Source organism: Flavobacterium sp. (assembly GCF_046317795.1).
GTDB lineage: Bacteria > Bacteroidota > Bacteroidia > Flavobacteriales > Flavobacteriaceae > Flavobacterium.
Genome location: NZ_JBKCVI010000071.1, coordinates 1 through 19,155 on the forward strand (window position 1 = coordinate 1; position 19,155 = coordinate 19,155).

Below are 19,155 nucleotides of genomic sequence, written 5' to 3' on the forward strand. Positions count from 1 at the left end.
ATTATATATCTTTAGTAAAAAATACAATTGGACCAATTGGCAAGAGAAACTAACTGGAACAATTGAAATGAATAACGAAAATCAAATTCACAAATTTTAAAAGAATGAATACTCCAACCTACGAAAATGTGCATAATCAATTTAAGCTCAATGGTTTTCATCTTGATAGAGAAGATTTATGTCGTGTTGCTTATAGTTTTATAAAAGAGGGTGAAGATTTTGAAAAGCCAGTAGGCGATTTTCTTTTGGACTGGTTTGATAGTAAAGATTATATAGAAATGTTTACTTCTGGTTCAACAGGTGAACCTAAAACCGTAATTGTGAAAAAACAAGCGATGGTAAATTCGGCTATTGCTACAGGTGATTTTTTTGATTTGAAACCCGGAAACAGTGCTTTGCAGTGTTTGCCAGTGAAATATGTAGCGGGAAAAATGATGTTGGTTCGCGCTATGATTTTAGGACTTGATTTGGAGTTTGTTGCACCAAGTTCACACCCAATGCGCAATAATGAAATCGATTTTGATTTTGTGGCTATGGTTCCTTTGCAAGCTCAAAATTCAATTCAAGAGTTACAAAAAGTGAAGAAATTAATAATTGGTGGTGCTGCTGTAAATAAAACTTTGGAAAAGCAACTGTTAAAATTAAAAACAGAAGTCTATGAAACCTATGGAATGACGGAAACGATAACTCATATTGCTGCTCGTAAATTAGGCGAAAAAGCATTCACCGTTTTACCTGATGTAACAGTAAGTTATGATGATAGAAATTGTTTGGTTATTCATGCACCAAAAATTTCCGATGAAGTTATTATTACCAATGACATCGTAGAGTTGGTTAATGAAAACCAATTTATCTTCCTAGGAAGAATTGATAATGTCATTAATAGTGGTGGTATAAAACTAATTCCAGAACAAATTGAGAATAAATTGATGAGTAAAATCCAACAACGATTTTTTATATCTTCAAAATCCGATGATGAGTTGGGGGAAAAGTTAATACTAGTTGTTGAAGGGGATAAAGTTGAATTTGAGCATACTATTTATGAGGATTTAGATAAATATGAAAAACCAAAGGAAATACTCTTCATTCCTAAGTTTAAAGAAACCGCAACTGGAAAAATAATGAGGAAAGAGACGTTAGTTTAAATCTATAAGTTCAAAAAAATAAACACAGATTTCACAGATTTTCACAAATCATGAAGTTCTCTGAGAGTAAATGGAGCAAATTATACAAAATTAATTGTGTAATTTAAAGCTACTAAAATCTGTGTGAATTGGTGAAATTTGTGTTTATTTATTTTGTTACAACATAAAATTTATCAGTCACTACTTTTACTTCATTGATGTCTTTGATTTTAATTTTTGTAGCACTCCATTCTGTTTTTGGGTAAATTCTGGAGGTTTTATTGTTAATGACAACATCAATAGGCATGTTGAATTCAGGAGCAACATCAGACCAACGGCAATCTAATTTTCCATTAGTAACCTTAAATTCGAGTTTAGGAATAGTAGTATAACGCAAATACTGATTGAAAACAGTAGTCAAATCCATACCACTTTCTTTGTTGAAAAACGCAATAACGGTTTCGGTATCAATAATTTTATGTCGAAAAGTAGTGGAAAAATCTAATAGTAATTTCCACCATTTTGCATCATCATTAATTATATGTCGTAAAGTATTTAACAACAAAGCCCCTTTTGGATACATATCACCCGAACCTTCCTTATTAACGCCATAACTGCCAATAATTGGTTTATCATTTTTAACACCTTTTCGGTATCCATTTACATATACCAACGCTTTATCATAGCCCAGTTTGCATTCAACAAAAACTGATTCTGTGTAACAAGTAAACCCTTCGTGAATCCACATATCGGCTATATCTTTTGAAGTGATGCTGTTCCCAAACCATTCGTGACCGCTTTCATGAATTGTAATGAAGTCAAAACTTAAACCAATTCCCGTTCCAGTTATGTCGTTGCCCAAATAACCTTTCATATACTTATTTCCATAGGCCACAGCACTTTGATGTTCCATTCCTAAATAAGGAGTTTCCACCAATTTATAGCCATCTTCTTTGAAGGGATATTCGCCAAACTTGCTTTGGAAACAATCCATCATGGGTTTTACTTCTTGAAAATGTTTTCTGGCTTTGGCTTCATTTTCTCGCAAAACATAATAGTCTAAATCCAATCCTTTATAATTGTCATGAATATGGACATAATCGGCAATATTTACTGTGATGTCATAATTATTAATAGGATTTTTTACTTCCCAATCCCAGCGTGTGTAGCCATTTTTCAAGTCTTCACTGCCCATAAATCGTCCGTTAGAAACATTCATCAATCCGTTTGGAACCGCCACTTTTATGGTCGCTCCATTATCGGGTTCATCGGTTTGAGTATCTTTTACAGGATACCACAAACTGGCTCCAGTGCCTTGCACGGCAACTCCTATCCAGTCTTTGCCCTGAGGATCTTTGGAATAAACAAAACCACCATCCCAAGGTGCACGTTTGGCAATTATTGGTTTGCCTGAATAGTAAAATAGTATTTTTTGTATTGGTAATTCTGTAGTCAAAAGGGTTTCAAAGGAAACAAAGACAGCATTAAACTCTCTTGTATAGTTGAGTTTTTTGGCATTGAAAATAATGCTATCTACTTTCATATTTTCAAACAAATCCAATTGGATTTTAGTGGTATTGGTTACAACTTTAAACTCAATTTCATTATAACCAACAATGGTTTTAACTTCAGGATTGATTTTAATATCCAATCCATAATGCATCACATCGAAGCAAGTTCGTTCTGGTCGCAATCCTCCTTGTAGAGAATCTTTTCGAGTGAAAGTTTCTTGTGCCGTTAGTGTTTGAAAAGCAATTATAACAAAAGAGTAACTTATAATTTTGTTCATAATGGAATGGTTTTAGTAATAAGTAAAAATAACTTTTTATTGAAGACGAATTTAAAAAATAATTTCACAAGTAAACGTTATTATTTCTTTTGAAATAGGATGCTGAAATGCAATACTCTCGGCATGAAGGTATAATCTCTCGGCTTTGGTACCATATAAATCATCGCCAACGATGGGTGTGTTTAAACCTAATGAATGCGCCGCATGAACCCTGAGTTGGTGTGTACGACCAGTAATAGGGTAGAAGTACACTAGGGTTTTGTTGTCTTTTCTTTCTATAACTTCCCAATGGGTTTGGGCTGGTTTGCCATGCTCGAAGCACACTATTTGATTGGGGCGGTTGTGTAAATCACCACGTAATGGCAAATTGATACTACCGCTATCTTCAGACAATACTCCATCCAACTGGGCGACGTAGCGCTTTTTTACGTTTCGTTTGATGAATTGGGCTTGCAGTTTCTTATAAATATCAGGAGTTTTACCAATTAACAATAAACCCGAAGTGGACATGTCCAATCGATGCACTATCATGGCATTGGGATAGAGCGCTTTTATTCTGGTTTGCACCGAGTCGGTGATTTGTTTTCCAGGAACGGATAAAAATTCTGCTGGTTTATTGATAAGCAATAAATAGTCATCTTCAAAAACAATTGCTAACTCTTTTCCTTCCGCAGGATTTATAGCAAACGGATTTTCCTCTAATGGAATTCCATGTAACATGTGTTTCAGTATGGGTTCACATTTCCCGGTGCATGCAGGATAGAATTGTTGGTGTTTTCTCATTTCACCTTTGGGTGATTGTCCCCACCAAAATTCTGCCATGGCAATAGGTTTCAACAGATGTTTAAAAGCATAGTGCAACAGTTTTGGTGCCGCACATTCCCCAGCGCCTGCTGGAGGATTGCCATTGAAGATTGCGGCTAAGCTTTTGAGTTCTTGGTATTGGTTCAGGAAGGCATATTCGGTAAATAATTGTTGTTGCAAGGCAGCCGATTTGTCTTTTCGCTCTTTTTTAAGTTGATTGATTTGATTTGTAAATAATTCGACTTTTTCAGTAACAGCTTTGATATGATGGTTCCAATATTGAGCCATTTTTTTAAGCAAAATGCCTTCATCTTGGCTTTCTTTATTGAGTTGTTCTACAGCATCAAAGGGAAGTGATTTTCTTTTTTCGGAACGAAGTTTTTTACCTTGTTTTATGGCTTCTTTTTGAGTTTGAATTTCCTTATCTGCTTGGAGTTTTGTTTGTTCCAATTGCTTTATTGCATTTAGATAATCTGGATTGTTTTCAAGCAATTCGATTTCTCGATTGTATTGGTTGAGTAAGGTTTCTTCTTTTTTGAAAAAACTATCTGCGGTTAACATATCAAAAACCGTTGGTACAAAAAACGGATGTTGATTTCGTTCAGCCAATTTCCCTGAAAAAGCCCAAAGAAAACCCAACTCGTTGTTTTGATTTTGCACTACCAAAACGCCAAACATTTTGCCAATTACCAATCTTTCTTGGTTTTCATTTAAACCAAAGTTGTGCTGGAAATCGTTTTGCGTTTCTAGATAGTTTTGCAATTCATGAGCGGCTATTACACTCAATGGATGTGGCTCGTAATAGAAGGGGAAAGTAAATTTTTCTGGCAAAGAAATGCCAGAGATATCGGTTGTAAATTCTTGAAAAAGTTGGCAAGACATGCAGCAAATATAGACTACTAAAGATGATTATTGTATTTTATTATTTTAAAATATTGGTTTCTTTTAGTTTTTCTTTTTCACTTCCTAAACTAATTTTAGTTTTACCATTTTTGTCATCATGAGCTTTTAAATGTATAATTATTCCTTTGTTTTTATTTGTATTTAAAATCCCTTTCTTTTTATCTATTTCATCTTTTTTTGGATCACGTAAATGTACGCCAACTTGCATATTGGTACCACCAGAAAAACCATAATTTCCCGCCAGATCAACCTGCATAACACTTGTTTTTATTTCCATTGGTTTAATGGTTACTATTCCATTTTTCATAGCACCGTCGCAATTCATTTTATCGATGGTTACGTTTTTAAAATCCCTATTTGGAAAAACAATCTTGCCCACTTTTTGAATAGGTTCAAAGTTAATCAGCGCAGCATTTGATAATGTAAATTTAAGATTACCCGACAAAGATTTTTTGTCTAAGCCGCCATCTTTAATAAGAAATCCTTTTATGTTAGTATTTAAATCTATAGTTCCTTTAACAGTTTTTGAAGTTACTGTTGTAGAACCAAAATTTTCAAAAGAGTTTAATAATTTTTGAATATCAGTATTCTTAGCCATAGCATGTATGTTAAAACCTTTTTTATAGCCATAATCGCTTATGGTACCAGTAATAAAATAGTTGGCATTTTCATTTTTAATTGAAATCTCTTGCAAGGAAATTGTACTGTTGAGAAGAGAAATTTTCGCTTGGACATCTTTTCCAATAAATTTTTTGTAAACAATTTGATTCACCTTTACATTAGTTATAATACTGCTATTTTGCAATACTTTGTTTACTAAGGCGTCTGATGCTTCATTTTTTGGTTTTTTACCTGTTTTCTTTTTTTGAGAATTCATAAGATATAGAAAATTGCCTAAATCTATTTTCTCACCTACAATATTCCAATTCAATATAATTTTTTCAGGACTATCATAAAATAAGTTCATAAAATTTTCTGAATACCCCGACATTTTGAAGGCACTTCGTTCTGTATTCACTGTGATATTTTTAACTATAAGTCTGTCTGAATTAAATTCAAATTGTATAGAATTATTAGTAAAATTGACCTTTCCAGGAACATAACTAAAATCGCTATTTATAACATCAACAGTTCCTAAAATAAAGGGTTTAGTTACTTTTAGTGCAACAACATCTGCTTTAAATTTAATATTGACTTTTGCTTTACCTTTTTTGAACACAAATTTATTTTTAGTAGCAAGAGCGTTTAATTTAACAATATCAAAATCTGATTCAACTGAACCTGAAGCTATAGGTTTTGTTAAATCTAAAATTCGTAAATTTTTTGTAACAAAAGGAATTTCTTTGTATTTGCCTTTATAATCATTCAGAAGTATGGCAGAGTTTGGGTCGCCAAAAATACCATTTTTAGCAAAATCATTAGTGAATTCACCAGTCATACTACAATTTGTAATTTCGTGATCTACTGCAGTCAGAGTGTTGTTTTTTATGTGTGTCACAACATGAATATAGGGATCGCCATGTACTTTAAAATCACCAATTATATCACATTTTACATCAAAAGGTTTTTCGAAATTAAATTTATATAGCTTACTACTAATGTTTTTAGATACTAAAGCCGCAGCATCTTTCCAATATATAGATTTACTAAAAAGATGAATACCAAACTTGCTGTTTTTTGAAGAAACGCCTAATTCTGCATCTATTTTAAAGTCAGTTTCTCCAATAGCTAATTTGTCTGAATGAACTATGACTTCTTGTTTTTCTTTACTATAATTAGCATTTATTTCACCTTCAATTAATTTATCTTTTGCAAAACTTCCTCGTTTGGTATTAAAAGCTAGACTTTTGACCATCGTTTTTATGCTCACTTTTGCATTCCAACCCATATCGTTGGGTTTGATTTTAATATTTAAATTTTCTGTTTCAAAAGCAAATAGTTTGTGTTTTATAATGTTTTCTGAAACGATGCTGACGTTATTTAAATTTACTTGGTCAATTGCTACACTCAATATAGATTTTGATTTTGGTTCTTTTTTTGATGGTTTTCTTGGGGTTAAAGCTGATGCATTACTGTAGCCGTTTTTATCTACAAAAATGTCCAACTTAGCATTTTCTATTGTGACGGTATTGATTTTAATATCAGTTAAAATGATTGACCACGGTAGAATTTTAACATACATTCTTTTAGCATCAATAAAAGTTTTTTTATGTTGCTTCCATAGACTGTCTTTAACCACAACATCTTTTACTTCAATGGTTAGATTAGGGAAATTTTTAAAAAACAGAATTTCAACATCGCCAATTTTAATGTCTCCTGTGAATTTTTCCTTTGTAGCTTTGTTTATATCTCTAACTATTTCATCGTGGTGGGAAGAAATGTAGAGACCAAGCACGCAGTATATTAAAACGATTACTATGACTAGTATACCTAAACCTTTAAGAATCTTTGTCCCGATAACTATCGGGATTGATTTTGGCTTAGGTGGTATACTCATAAGAAATGATTTTAGGATTGGTTAATGTGTTAATCAACATCAATACTGAGTAAATTTAGAAAAATAATGACTTCGGGAAACCGATTTATTTTTATTTATGCTTTTGAAGTAAATAACTTTAATTTTTATTCCTTCAACACAAGTTTCAAATTGGCTATCCAGAAAATCTCAGATTTGTAAAATTGGAGTGTAGTCGGCACCACTTTATCTGACGTATCACGTGGTGATTTTTTTATTACTCTAGCAGTTGAACCCGTGAAATTTAAAATATGTTTTTCGTCTAAATCTGCTGTTTCAGTGGTGAATTTAATAATTTTATTTTCTACTTTCCAAGTTCCTTTTCCGTTTTTGTAATATTCGTTAGTGTTATTGTTTACGTAACTTGTAAAAAGAAAAGTTTGGTCAGTATTTAATTGAAGTTTGTAATCAATGATTTCGTCTTTTAGCGTTTTTACATAATAGATATACGTTCCTGAATAATCTTGGGATTGGGCAGTGAAACTAAAGTTTATAGTAATTAAAAGTATAAGCAGTAATTTTTTCATATGAATTGGGTTTTAGTTATTATTGATGAGATTCCTCATACTTCGGAATGACAAGATTACGGATATTTAATAACAAAAAACTAATATCAAAAATCTTAATACTTAATACTCAAATCTTAATTCTAAAAATCACACCTGTATCACTCCCAAATTAAACTTCTTCTCAATCGGAGCATGATTTGCTGCTTCAATTCCCATAGAAATCCATGTTCGGGTTTCCAGTGGGTCAATGATAGCATCTGTCCACAATCGTGCCGCAGCATAATACGGAGAAACTTGGGCATCATAGCGCGCTTTGATTTTGTCAAATAATTCTTTTTCTACTTTTTCATCTACTATTTCGCCTTTGGCTTTTAAGGAAGATGCTTCTATTTGTGCTAATACTTTGGCCGCTTGAGTGCCACCCATCACTGCCAATTCAGCGCTTGGCCAGGCAACAATTAATCTCGGATCATAAGCTTTGCCGCACATGGCATAATTTCCTGCGCCATAAGAATTGCCCACAATCACCGTGAATTTTGGCACCACCGAATTGGCAACAGCATTTACCATTTTAGCACCATCTTTTATAATGCCACCATGTTCGCTTTTGCTTCCCACCATAAAACCAGTTACGTCTTGTACAAATAATAAAGGAATTTTCTTTTGGTTGCAATTGGCAATAAAACGCGTGGCTTTATCAGCAGAGTCTGAATAGATAACACCACCAAACTGTATTTCGCCTTTTTTTGTTTTGGAAACCGTTCTTTGATTGGCAATAATTCCGACCGCCCAACCGTCAATTCTGGCATAACAAGTGATGATGGATTTTCCATAATCCTCTTTATACATATCCATTTCGGAGTTGTCGACCAATCGCTTGATGATTTCCATCATGTCATATTGGTCACTTCTCGATTTTGGAATAATACCGTAAATATCCTTTTCTTCTAAAGTTGGTTTTTGAGCAGTTTCTCTATTAAAACCTGCTTTTTCATAATCGCCAATTTTGCCAACAATGCTTTTAATTCGGTCTAAAGCGTCTTTGTCGTCTTTGGCTTTATAATCGGTAACTCCTGAAATTTCGCAATGGGTTGTAGCGCCACCGAGCGTTTCGTTATCGATATTTTCGCCAATAGCTGCTTTTACTAAATAACTTCCAGCCAAGAAAATACTTCCCGTTTTATCGACAATCATGGCTTCATCACTCATAATAGGCAAATAAGCACCACCAGCAACACAACTTCCCATTACGGCTGCAATTTGGGTAATTCCCATACTACTCATGATAGCATTGTTTCGGAATATGCGTCCGAAGTGTTCTTTATCGGGGAAAATTTCGTCTTGCATTGGTAAATAAACCCCAGCAGAATCAACCAAATAAATTATTGGAAGCCGATTTTCCATCGCAATCTCCTGTGCTCTTAAATTCTTTTTTCCCGTAATTGGAAACCATGCACCCGCTTTTACAGTGGCATCATTGGCTACAACAATGCATTGTTTTCCTTTGATGTATCCCATTTTTACAACTACACCACCCGATGGACATCCGCCATGTTCAGCATACATGCCATCGCCAACAAAAGCACCAATTTCAATACTATTCGCTTTAGCATCAAGCAGATAATCAATGCGTTCACGAGCCGTCATTTTACCTTCGGCATGCAGTTTTTCTATACGTTTGGTTCCGCCGCCAACTTTTACTTTGGCAAAGTGTTGTTTTAAATCTGTTAGTAAAAGTTTGTTATGATCTTCGTTTTTATTGAAGTTGATGTCCATAGTAATGAATAATTGCTATTGTTCTTATTTGGTTGCTAATCTACGAAAACGTTTTCAAAAGGAGAAATAAGAGTTTGTTCTATCATTTTTTGTCTTACTAAATTATATATTTTTGTTACTTCTTAAATGTGATTTGTTAATATTCACTTAACATTAGTGATATACATTTGCATCAAATTTCAACACTATGACCATAAACAGTATTTTCCAATTTTTAGTTCCAAAAGATAAAAAATTCTTTCCACTTTTTGAACAAGCGACAGCAAATTTAGTATTACTTGCAGAAACTCTGCATGAAGCAGTTAATGCACCCAAATCGGAACGTGAGGATTTTTATAGCAAAATAGAAGATTTGGAAGCAGCAATTGAAGAGATTACTCATATAACACATTTGGAATTGAGTCGCAATTTCATCACTCCATTTGATAGAGAAGATATTCATGCTTTAATTAAAGCGATTGATAATGTTGCCGATTATATGCATGGTGCAGCCAGTAGAATGCGTTTGTATCAAGTAGAAAAAATAACAAAATCAATTCGTAAATTAACCGAGATTAATCTTGAAGCTTGTCAATTGATCAATGTTGGTATCAAAGAATTGAAGGATATGAAGGATCACAAAGCGATAAAAGAAACATGTAAAAAAATCAATAAACTAGAAAGCAAAGCAGACTCCGTTTTTGATAAAGCGGTCGCTGATATCTTTGAGAACGAAACCGATGTTAAAAATATCATTAAATATAAAGAAGTTCTTTCAGCTTTGGAATCTGCTTCGGATAAATGTAAAAGTGTTTCCAACGTTATGGAACAAATTTCTGTAAAACATTCTTAAACCAGTTGTCAGTTTGCAGTTTTCAGTAAGCAGTTTAAATGTTACTACTGAATACTTAATCCCGAACACTGAACACTAAAAAAAATATGACATTATTAATAGTAATTATAATTCTTGCCTTGGTATTTGATTATATCAATGGCTTTCACGATGCCGCCAATTCAATTGCAACAATTGTAGCCACTAGAGTTTTGACACCTTTTCAGGCAGTACTTTGGGCTGCTTTTTTTAATTTTATGGCGTATTGGGTTTTTGGTTTTGGAGTAGCCGATACTGTTGCAAAAACGGCTCATACTAGTAGTATTGATTTGGTTGTGATTTTAGCCGGAGTTATCGCAGCTATTATTTGGAATCTTTTGACATGGTGGAAAGGAATTCCTTCCTCCTCTTCTCACACATTAATTGGAGGTTTTGCTGGAGCAGCGATTGCACATGGTTTCCGTGATGTTACTGACCCAGAACACGCTGGATTCAAAATTGTAAATTGGCTAAAAGAAGCAAAAAATGGAGAATTATTGCCATCAGGTGTGGTAATCGTTATTTTATTTATTGTTTTTGCACCCTTGTTAGGGATGTTAATTTCCTATTTTATTTCCTTGTGGATGATGTATTCTTCCAAGAAAAATAGATGGCCAAAAATAGTTACTATTGTGTTTATGCTTTTGGTTCTTTGGTTTTTATATTCGGTTTTAAAATTTGATGTGCAACCAAAAAAAGCTCTATTTCATAACAAATATTGGTATTTTATTAGTGAACCATCCAACATCAAATGGTTTTTGGTTGCCATTATATTTTTCAGTTTAGCTATTTTCAATTTAGTTTTTAGTAGTTTTTCGACTGCAAAGGCAGAGAAAATTTTAAAAAAAATGCAGTTGTTGTCCTCGGCAGCTTTCAGTTTAGGACATGGAGGTAATGACTCTCAAAAAGTGATGGGTATTATTGCAGCTGCTGTAGCCGTATATTTAAAAATGAACCCACATGTAAATATGTCTGATGGTTGGCTGGATTTAAATGTAATTTTACCTGATGAAGATAATGGAATAGAAGCCAATATGCCTAGTTGGATTCCTTTAACATGTTATACTGTGATTGCCTTAGGAACGCTCAGTGGAGGTTGGAAAATTGTAAAAACAATGGGTTCCAAAATCACAAAAGTTACTGCTTTTGAAGGCGTTGTAGCCGAGTCTGCCGGTGCTTTAACTTTATTCACGACAGAACATTTTAAAATACCAGTTTCTACTACACACACCATTACAGGTTCAATTATTGGAGTAGGTGTAACCAAGAGAGTTTCGGCTGTTCGTTGGGGTGTAACAGTTAAATTGTTGTGGGCTTGGATTTTAACCATCCCTGTTTCTGGTGTTTTGGCAGCAATAGTTTATTATTTCTTAAAGATTTTTATTTAGATATTGAATTTCCATCATAAAAAGTAAAAGCATCTTTGGGTGCTTTTTTCTTTTAGTACAGTTTTAACTATTGTTATAATTATTAATGGTTAATTTTACTTCGATAAATTAAACAATATGAAAAGTAAAATTATTATTCTCGCTATTATAATGCAAGTATCAATCAATGCATCCGCACAACTTAAAGCCATTGACTATAAAGATGGTGAACAAGTGTTAAGTGGATTTGGTATTAAACCTACTGCAGCATTAAAAGAAAAGCCAGGTGTGTTAATATTGCCAGCTTGGTTAGGTGTTGATTCGCATTCTAAAGAAAGTGCCTCAAAACTTGCTGAATTAGGTTATTATTCCTTTGTTGCCGATATTTATGGAAAAGATAGCAGACCTAAAAATCCTTCAGAAGCAGGACCAAAAGCTGGTTATTACAAAAAGAATTATGCTGAATATCAGAATAGAATTCAATTGGCTCTGAATGAATTAGTAAAGCTAGGAGCCAATCCTGATAAAATTGTTGTGATGGGCTATTGTTTTGGTGGCACTGGTGCGATTGAAGCTGCAAGAGCTAATATGAAAGTGCAAGGCGTTGTCTCTTTTCACGGTGGTTTGGGTAAAGATGTTACAAGACCAATAGATAAAATAACCCCAAAAGTATTAGTGCTTCACGGAGCAGATGATCCTTATGTACCAAAAGAAGAAGTAGATAATTTTCAAGAAGAAATGAGAGCTTCTGGTGCCGATTGGCAAATGATTTTTTATGCTAATTCGGTGCATGCGTTTACTCACAAAGATGCTGGAAATGATAATAGCAAAGGTGCAGCCTACAATCAATTAGCTGATATGCGTTCTTGGCAAGCTTTACAAAACTTTTTGAAAGAAGTTTTATAATTACTTATTATATAAAGAAAGCCCAAAACAGTCAACTATTTTGGGCTTTCGCTATTTATTTAAAATACAAAAGTCGATCTGGAGCGATCGACTTATGCGGTGAGGTGTAACTTCCTTTCGGAATCCTCGTTGCAAATATAAAGCTTTTAATTGAAACGAAAATTTATTTATTCGAGTCTCTAACTAATCTTTTTAAAATGGCCCATTGTTTTAAAGCATCTCGAGCATCCACAGCTGGATAACCAAGTACTGTTTTCCCAGCTTCAACATTAGCAGCTACGCCAGAACCTGCACCAACAATCGCGCCATCTCCAATAGTAGTATGGTCTTTGATGGAAGCGCTACCGCCTATAATTACTCCATTGCCTAAAGTTACTGAACCCGCTAAGCCAGAGTTACCAGCCATAATACAAAATTTCCCAAGCTTAGAATTGTGTCCAATTTGAACCAAATTATCAATTTTACAGCCATCTGCTAATACAGTCGAACTGAATTTACCTCTATCAACACATGAATTGGCACCAATTTCAACATTATTTCCAATGATTACATTTCCAATTTGTGGAATTTTAACCAAACCTTTTTGTGGATCGGGACGAAAACCAAAACCATCAGCACCTATAGTACAATTGGGATGTAAAATACAATCATTCCCAATATGACATCTTTCACGGATTACTGTTCCTGACCAAACAACAGTATTATTTCCTATCGTACTTTCATCGAGAATGGTTACATTTGGGTAAATAATGGTGTTTTCTCCAACAGTAACTTTTGGACCAATATAACTTCCAGCGCCAATTTTAGTTCCCTTGCCTATTACAGCAGTTGTATCGATGATGGCAGTTGGATGGATTTCAATACTGAAAAAAGGAGTAGGTTGAGCAAATAATTCTAAAATTTGTGACATTGCCAAATCGGCATTTTTAACTTTAATAAAAGCACGATTAGCTCCGGGTTCAATGGCAATATCTTCGTTTACTACAGCAACACAAGCTTTGGATTTTTCCCAAAATTTTTCATATTTTTTGTTACCAATAAAAGAAATTTCGGATTCACTGGCCATTTCTAATTGTTCTGGAGCTGTTATTTTACAAGAAGTTGCACCAACAATTTCACCTTGTAAAACAGCATTAATTTCCTGAAGAGAGAATGAATTCATGGTTTTTTGGTTTTATAATATCAAATTAAGTGAATACAATTTTAAATTCCTAATAGTTGTAGATTAAATCCAAAACCTTAAACCCGAAACTCGCAAACTAACTATACTTCTTTCTGTCCCATCATCATCAAATACGCTTTCAAAAATTCATCGATATTACCATTCATTACGGCTTCCACATCGCTGGTTTCATGTCCCGAACGAACATCTTTTACCAATTTATAGGGGTGCATCACATAATTTCTAATTTGAGAACCCCATTCAATCTTCATTTTTCCAGCTTCAATATCACTTCGTTGTGCTTGTTGCTTTTTTAACTCTATTTCATACAATTGTGATTTCAACATTTGCATCGCACGTTGGCGGTTGTCTTGTTGCGAACGGGTTTCCGAACATTGAATTTGAATTCCCGTTGGTTTGTGAAACAATTGTACTTTCGTTTCTACTTTGTTTACATTTTGTCCTCCTGCACCACTCGAACGCGAAGTAATAATGTCAATATCGGCAGGATTAATCTCGATTTCTATGGTATCGTCAACCAAAGGATAGACATAAACAGACGCAAAGGAAGTATGACGTTTCGCATTACTATCAAAGGGAGAAATGCGAACCAAGCGATGGACACCATTTTCTCCTTTCAAATAACCAAAAGCAAAATCGCCTTCAATTTCTAAAGTCACAGTCTTAATTCCGGCAACTTCACCTTCCTGAAAGTTTAATTCCTTTATTTTGTATTGTTGATTTTCTGCCCACATCATGTACATTCTCATCAACATTGATGCCCAATCACAACTTTCGGTTCCTCCTGCGCCAGCTGTAATTTGAATAACTGCACTCAAATTATCGCCTTCATCCGAAAGCATGTTTCTGAACTCTAAGTTTTCAATATGAGCATTGGTTAATTCATAATGAGTGTCGAGTTCTTCTTCAGTAGCATCACCATCTTTGAAAAATTCATAAATAATTTGAAGTTCTTCAGCCATAGCGTTGCCTTTTTCAAAATCTTCCACCCATTTTTTCTTAGAGCGTAAGTTTCTGACAATAATTTCGGCTTCCTTTGCATTGTTCCAAAAGTTAGGTGCAAAAGTTTTTTCTTCTTCGTTTGTAATTTCTATTAGCTTGGCATCAATGTCAAAGATACCTCCTCAACGCACCAAGACGTTCTATAATACCTTTTATTTGTTCGGTATTTGTCATAAATAATGTAGTTTTGTATCCGCAAATGTAGGGACAATTCGCGACTTGTTCCTACATCAAAATACTTTTTTTATGGAAATTAATTTAATCAGTGATACCGTAACAAAGCCATCTCCCGAAATGATGCAAGCCATGTTTGAAGCTAAAGTAGGCGATGATGTTTTCAAACAAGACCCAACAGTCAATGCTTTTGAGAATATGGTAGCCGATTTATTTGGAATGGAAGCAGCATTGTTTTTTCCCTCAGGAACGATGGCGAATCAAACCGCTATTAAATTGAATACCAATTCTGGAGACCAAATCATTTGCGATAAATGGTCACATATTCATTTGTATGAATCGGGCGGAGCATCTGCAAACAGTGGCGTTAATTTCAATTTATTGGATGGAAATCGAGGCATGATTACAGCCGAACAAGTGAAAGCGGGAATCAATGATCCAGAGTTTTATCACACTCCATTTTCCAAAATGGTAGGAATAGAAAATACGACCAACAAAGGCGGTGGTGCTTGTTATGAGATTTCTGAATTGCAAAAGATAAAGCAAATTTGCATTGACCATAATTTAAAATACCATTTAGACGGTGCGCGATTATGGAATGCTTTGGTTGCAAAAAATCAACAGCCAAAGCAATTTGGAGAACTATTTGATACCATTTCAGTTTGTTTTTCCAAAGGTTTGGGATGTCCAATAGGTTCGGTTTTGATTTCAGATTCCGAAACGATACACAGAGCGTTGCGTATTCGAAAAATATTTGGAGGCAATATGCGTCAATCTGGTTATTTGGCAGCAGCCGGAATTTATGCTTTGGAAAACAATATTAATCGATTAGAAGGCGACCATAGAAGAGCGAAGGAATTAGGGCAAGTTTTACAACAATTACCTTGGATAGAAACCGTAGTACCAGTAGAAACCAATATTTTGATATTTGAAGTAAAAAAAGCATTGGATGAGAAAACAGTCATAGAAAAACTCAAGTCAAAAGGCATCCTTATTAGTTCTATGGGTCAAGGAAAATTGCGCATTGTCACCCATCTTGATTATCGTCAAGTGATGCATGAATATGTAATGGAAAATTTAGAGAAGATTAGGTTTTAATAAACTATTTTATTCCATTCAAACCCCGAAGGGGTGAAACTATTATAGATTAAATCATTTCATTTCATTCAAACCCCGAAGGGGTGACATAATTATACATATTATTCTTCAATCCATTCAAATAGATATTTTTCATTGTATTCGATTTGAAATTTTTGCAGAAATTCAAGATATTCATCTTTGAATGTTTGTTTTTGATGATGTTTTTCTTGATTTAGAATGTAGTTATAAACCTGTTCTATTTGGGAATGTGCATAAGAAAAAGCTCCGTATCCTTCTTGCCACGAAAATTTGCTCTCTACAAACTTTTTATCATTAATAAAATTACTTGAATTGTTTTTGATGTCGCGCACCAAATCGGAAATAGCCATTGATGGTTTTAAACCAACAAATATATGTATATGGTCTGATACTCCATTTACAATAATTGATTTATGACCTTTGTTGGTAATGATACCTGAAATATATTTATACAATTCATCTTTCCATTTTTTGTCAATTAGGTTTTTACGACCTTTTACAGCAAAAACGATTTGGATGTATAATTGTGAAAATGTTCCTGGCATAATAATAATGTCACCCCTTCGGGGTTTTGTTAATGTTGATTATTTTGTTATAATAATCTCACCCCTTTGGGGTTTTGATTTATTTATTTTTATAGTTTATTCTTTTACTATTCGGATGACTTTTTGGGCTGTTTCACCTTGAACGTTTACCAAGTAATTTCCAGTTTTTAAATTAGACAAATCAAGTGTTACTGAAATATTATCAAAACTTTCATCATACACTTTTTGACCTATTAAGTTGTATATCACAACAGAATTAATAGTTTGAGTTGATTTTAGTAGTAGAATGTTTTTAACAGGATTTGGAGCGAATTGAAGCGGGAAGATTTCATTATCACTTATACCCAATGCAATGTTTATTGTTACTGCCAAACGAGCAACACTTTGAACGCCGTTGATGGTTTGAGTGGCATAATAGGTAGTATTATTTAACAAAGGTGTGTTTAATGGAAGTGGTGTTATAGCTGTAGCCGAGGCATACCATTGAATAGAAGTACCGCTAACTATAATGTTTGCCAAGGTGGCTCCTGCTGGAAAAGATTGTGTAGTTACTCCTGTGGGTGCAGGAATTTGTGAAGGAACAATTTCAATATTTCCTATAACAAGCTCATCGCAACTATATATCCCTCCCTCGGTATCCCAAACAGTTATGGAATGTGAACCCAAAGAAACATTTTCAAAAACATTACTTACTTGTCGTGGCCCATTATCCAAACTATATTCATAAGTACCATAGCCAACTATGTCAACTGTTATGCTTTGAACACCCGATAGGTTAATAACTGTAAAACCATCACTTACAGGTGACGCGGGTCCAGACTGATTAACTGCATAGTTGGTAGAAAACCCATTACAAGTTGGATAAGAAGTAGAAGTCAAAGCAACACTATATTCCTGTGTCGCTCCAATGGAGGAAGCAGTATTCACAAGATATGTTGGGCTGTTACTACCTGCTATTGGCACACTATTTTCATACCATTGAAAAGTATAAGCTGCAGGATTCCCAACATTAGTCTGCAAAGTCAATGTACTCAAAACTGTATTTGTAATATAATCAACACAAATGGAGTTTCCATTTCCTTGAGAATAAATAAAAGGAGAAAAGGAGTTTGTAACTTGTAAAGGTTGCTCAACTATTGTGAAGCAATAGTTTCCTTGATAATCAATTCTATTGTTCTCTATTCTAATCCATACATTTCCTCCTACTAAAGCGGAAGCTGGGGTTAAAATTTCATTTATATTGTTTAGTGCATCGGATTGTGTGGGAAAAAAATGAAAGGTAACATTAGGATCGCCGTTAGAGATATAAGCCGCATTAACCGTTAAATTAAATACTTCAAAACCATCTCCATTGCCATCGCAAGCAACCAAACTAGGCGGATTAGTATTTGGTGTTGGTATTGGCAAAACTCTTATGTCTAATGTGGTGATGCTTTTACATCCTGTTGCAATATTGGTAACTACCACGCCCAAGGTTTGTACTGCAGGTGTAATATTTACATAACTCGTAGGATTAGCTATGACATTCGTTCCTGTTTGAGCATTAAATAAATTGGGAAAAAAAGTAACTGTAAATCCTATTAAACCCTGCAAGATTTCATTGTTTTTAACCGTCAAATCAAATGTAGTAATTTGATTATTTGGATTAGCATCGTCATCGCATACGCTCAATGGGGTTGGTGTGGTGAGTAGCAATGGGGTGTTAATATTGATTTGGAATGAACCAATATTAGAACAGAAAGTTGCAGTATTTTCTACCCTTACCCATATCGTTTGTCCATTAGAAGCAACATAGTTTGAAGTGTTGAGAATAGGTGACGTGCCTGTTTGTGCAGCTATTTGGTTGGTGTAATAGGTCACAATATAGTTGCTTGCTGGTAGTGGTTGTTGTGCCAAGACTACTGCTGTGCTTTGGGTTAAATCTACAAATGTAACTCCATTTTGTGGGTTACTGTCATTATCGCAAACGGATATATTTCCTAAACTGACTGGGGCTATTGGGCTTGGGTTAACAATTAAATTAAAATTTCCCACAGCAAAGGTATTTGTAGTGTTGTTTGTAATTCGATAATAAACCGTTTGTTGAAATGGGATTATGTTTGGATAAGTAGCTGGTTGGCTTATAGTGTTTCCATTTATTTGAGCATCAGTAATTGTTTCATAAAATGATACAGTATAATTAGAAGAGCTACCTGCTTGAGAAGCAAGAATTTCAGGAATAACTTGTGTTAAATTAAAAATAGCAAATCCATCTTGGTTATAATCACAAACTGAAATATTAGATACTGTGGGAGCAATAGGATCAGTGTCAAGAATTTCTGTACTAAAAGCTGTTTTAGTTGTAATGCTAGAAATAGCAAAAGAGTTAAGCGTAGCTATACAAACAATCAAAAGGAATACCAATTTTTTCATAAAGTTTTTTTTCAAATTTATAAAAATATTTTGATAATAGCTTTATTAAGATACAAACTCATTCCCTAATCCTTTTATAAACAATGCTTTTCAAAAATCTCTTAATGTCTCTTGAAGGTTGGAAAATTTATTTAATTAAAATTATAAAAAAAAATAAATTCTGTATATCTTTTATAT

14 protein-coding genes are annotated in these 19,155 nt (G+C 34.0%); 5 read left to right on the forward strand and 9 right to left on the reverse strand.

Going from position 1 to position 19,155, the window contains the following annotated elements; translation table 11 throughout:
• The first annotated feature begins 104 nt into the window (after nucleotides 1-104).
• Complete coding sequence (locus ACK5ON_RS04190) at nucleotides 105-1,145, forward strand: AMP-binding protein (protein WP_409820186.1); 1,041 nt, start codon at nucleotides 105-107, stop codon at nucleotides 1,143-1,145.
• Between the two features lie 148 nt (nucleotides 1,146-1,293).
• On the opposite strand, the gene ACK5ON_RS04195 is transcribed toward ACK5ON_RS04190, so the two are convergent.
• The 5 genes from ACK5ON_RS04195 to ACK5ON_RS04215 all read right to left on the reverse strand — a co-directional run bounded on the left by ACK5ON_RS04195 (nucleotide 1,294) and on the right by ACK5ON_RS04215 (nucleotide 9,420).
• Nucleotides 1,294-2,913 (reverse strand): M1 family metallopeptidase, encoded by a 1,620-nt coding sequence (locus ACK5ON_RS04195; protein WP_409820188.1) that lies wholly within the window; start codon nucleotides 2,911-2,913, stop codon nucleotides 1,294-1,296.
• A gap of 51 nt (nucleotides 2,914-2,964) precedes the next feature.
• Nucleotides 2,965-4,599 carry a pseudouridine synthase gene (locus ACK5ON_RS04200; protein ID WP_409820190.1) on the reverse strand — a complete coding sequence of 545 codons (1,635 nt, stop codon included), beginning with the start codon at nucleotides 4,597-4,599 and terminating at the stop codon, nucleotides 2,965-2,967.
• A 40-nt stretch (nucleotides 4,600-4,639) separates the two neighbouring features.
• Nucleotides 4,640-7,117 carry an AsmA-like C-terminal region-containing protein gene (locus ACK5ON_RS04205; RefSeq protein WP_409820193.1) on the reverse strand — a complete coding sequence of 826 codons (2,478 nt, stop codon included), beginning with the start codon at nucleotides 7,115-7,117 and terminating at the stop codon, nucleotides 4,640-4,642.
• Between the two features lie 125 nt (nucleotides 7,118-7,242).
• A complete protein-coding gene (locus tag ACK5ON_RS04210) occupies nucleotides 7,243-7,662 on the reverse strand; it encodes a hypothetical protein (protein ID WP_409820196.1) in 420 nt (139 codons plus the stop codon).
• 129 nt (nucleotides 7,663-7,791) lie between these two features.
• Nucleotides 7,792-9,420, reverse strand: coding sequence for an acyl-CoA carboxylase subunit beta (locus tag ACK5ON_RS04215; RefSeq protein ID WP_409820199.1), 1,629 nt, complete (start codon nucleotides 9,418-9,420; stop codon nucleotides 7,792-7,794).
• A 187-nt stretch (nucleotides 9,421-9,607) separates the two neighbouring features.
• Here ACK5ON_RS04215 and ACK5ON_RS04220 point away from each other — a divergent pair, with 187 nt between their 5' ends.
• From ACK5ON_RS04220 to ACK5ON_RS04230, 3 genes are all read left to right on the forward strand, one after another.
• Nucleotides 9,608-10,252: a DUF47 domain-containing protein gene (locus ACK5ON_RS04220; RefSeq protein ID WP_409820202.1), complete on the forward strand. Its 645-nt coding sequence runs from the start codon at nucleotides 9,608-9,610 to the stop codon at nucleotides 10,250-10,252.
• Nucleotides 10,253-10,338: 86 nt separating this feature from the next.
• The gene (locus ACK5ON_RS04225) at nucleotides 10,339-11,658 is read left to right on the forward strand and encodes an inorganic phosphate transporter (protein WP_409820203.1); all 1,320 of its coding nucleotides are present in this window, start codon (nucleotides 10,339-10,341) and stop codon (nucleotides 11,656-11,658) included.
• Between the two features lie 117 nt (nucleotides 11,659-11,775).
• Nucleotides 11,776-12,543 (forward strand): dienelactone hydrolase family protein, encoded by a 768-nt coding sequence (locus ACK5ON_RS04230; RefSeq protein WP_409820205.1) that lies wholly within the window; start codon nucleotides 11,776-11,778, stop codon nucleotides 12,541-12,543.
• Between the two features lie 163 nt (nucleotides 12,544-12,706).
• On the opposite strand, the gene lpxD is transcribed toward ACK5ON_RS04230, so the two are convergent.
• Nucleotides 12,707-13,705 (reverse strand): UDP-3-O-(3-hydroxymyristoyl)glucosamine N-acyltransferase, encoded by a 999-nt coding sequence (lpxD, locus tag ACK5ON_RS04235; protein WP_409820206.1) that lies wholly within the window; start codon nucleotides 13,703-13,705, stop codon nucleotides 12,707-12,709.
• Between the two features lie 101 nt (nucleotides 13,706-13,806).
• A protein-coding gene (gene prfB / locus ACK5ON_RS04240) for a peptide chain release factor 2 (protein WP_409820207.1) occupies nucleotides 13,807-14,902 on the reverse strand; the annotation gives its coding sequence in 2 pieces (ribosomal slippage) (nucleotides 13,807-14,838 and nucleotides 14,840-14,902; 1,095 coding nt in all).
• A gap of 72 nt (nucleotides 14,903-14,974) precedes the next feature.
• On the opposite strand from prfB, the gene ACK5ON_RS04245 reads away from it, so the two are divergent.
• Nucleotides 14,975-16,000, forward strand: a complete 1,026-nt coding sequence (locus tag ACK5ON_RS04245) for a threonine aldolase family protein (RefSeq protein ID WP_409820209.1) — start codon at nucleotides 14,975-14,977, stop codon at nucleotides 15,998-16,000.
• A gap of 101 nt (nucleotides 16,001-16,101) precedes the next feature.
• Here ACK5ON_RS04245 and tnpA read toward each other — a convergent pair whose 3' ends face one another.
• The gene (gene tnpA / locus ACK5ON_RS04250) at nucleotides 16,102-16,566 is read right to left on the reverse strand and encodes an IS200/IS605 family transposase (RefSeq protein WP_409820211.1); all 465 of its coding nucleotides are present in this window, start codon (nucleotides 16,564-16,566) and stop codon (nucleotides 16,102-16,104) included.
• A gap of 96 nt (nucleotides 16,567-16,662) precedes the next feature.
• Nucleotides 16,663-18,978: a T9SS type A sorting domain-containing protein gene (locus ACK5ON_RS04255; protein WP_409820213.1), complete on the reverse strand. Its 2,316-nt coding sequence runs from the start codon at nucleotides 18,976-18,978 to the stop codon at nucleotides 16,663-16,665.
• Nucleotides 18,979-19,155: the final 177 nt, after the last annotated feature.